At 69.0% G+C, this 916-nt stretch carries 1 protein-coding gene and 1 pseudogene; both read left to right on the forward strand.

The window, feature by feature from the left end:
• Positions 1–473: CS1 type fimbrial major subunit (locus tag DBR20_RS12570; RefSeq protein ID WP_108266401.1), on the forward strand; the 473-nt coding region annotated here is incomplete at its 5' end.
• A gap of 54 nt (positions 474–527) precedes the next feature.
• Positions 528–916: pseudogene (locus DBR20_RS23145) on the forward strand (usher protein); the annotation flags it as partial.

A 916-nucleotide genomic window follows, 5' to 3' on the forward strand; every position in this document is an offset into this window, starting at 1 on the left:
CGCTCGCTGCAGCGCTGGCCACCGTTTCGCTGTCCGCCCATGCCTTCGACGCCGACATCAAGGTCTGGGCCAACGTCGACCCGACCCTGGCCCTGCTGAAGGCCGATGGCACCGCACTGGATTCGGTCGTCAACATGGTCCACAACCCGGTCAGTGGCCTGGTGCCGTGGTCGCAGCAGGTGCGCGTCTACTCCAACGATGAAGACAAGGACATCGAAGTGCGCGTCGGCAGCACGCCGCAGCTGCTCAACACCGATGGCAGTGGCGCCCCGGTGCCGCTGACCGTCAGCCTCAACGGCAAGGCGCTGACCGTGGCCGCGCAGGATTTCGCCGCGTCCGATCTGTTCGATGGTGCGCTGCCGGGCGCATCGATTCCGATGCCGCTGCGTATCGCGCAGACCGTCCAGGCGCCGATCGCCAAGGGCGGTACCTACGAAGGCATCGTCACCATCGCCTTGGTGCAGAAGCCCTAAGTCTGCTGCCGCGCCGGCCCGCTCCCCGGGCCGGCCGCTTCCGGTAACACCCCCATGAAATCTCCCGCACCCGCCGTCACCCGGCTGGCGGTCGCGCTCGCCCTGTCGTTGGCCACGCCCTTGGTCGCGGCGCGCGGCGTTCCGGCCGGTTTCGAGGATCTGGTCGAAGGCCAGACCGAACAACTCGAGGTACGCCTGTTCGGTCGTTCGACCGGGCTGGTGCCGGTGCGCGTGACCTTGGAACACGTGCAGCTGGAGGCCCCGGCCGAGGCGCTGCAGGCATTGCAGCTGCCGGCCGAGGCACAGGCCGCGTTGTTGCCGGCGCTGTCGCAGCCGCTGCCGCGCAACAGCCATCTGGCCTGCCGTTATGGCGGCGCCAGCGCCGGTTGCGGTTACATCGATCCCCCCGAGGAGCCCACCGCCGTGCGCGCGCTGTATGACGA

This window comes from Stenotrophomonas sp. HMWF023 (assembly GCF_003060985.1).
In the GTDB taxonomy this organism is placed as follows: domain Bacteria; phylum Pseudomonadota; class Gammaproteobacteria; order Xanthomonadales; family Xanthomonadaceae; genus Stenotrophomonas; species Stenotrophomonas lactitubi.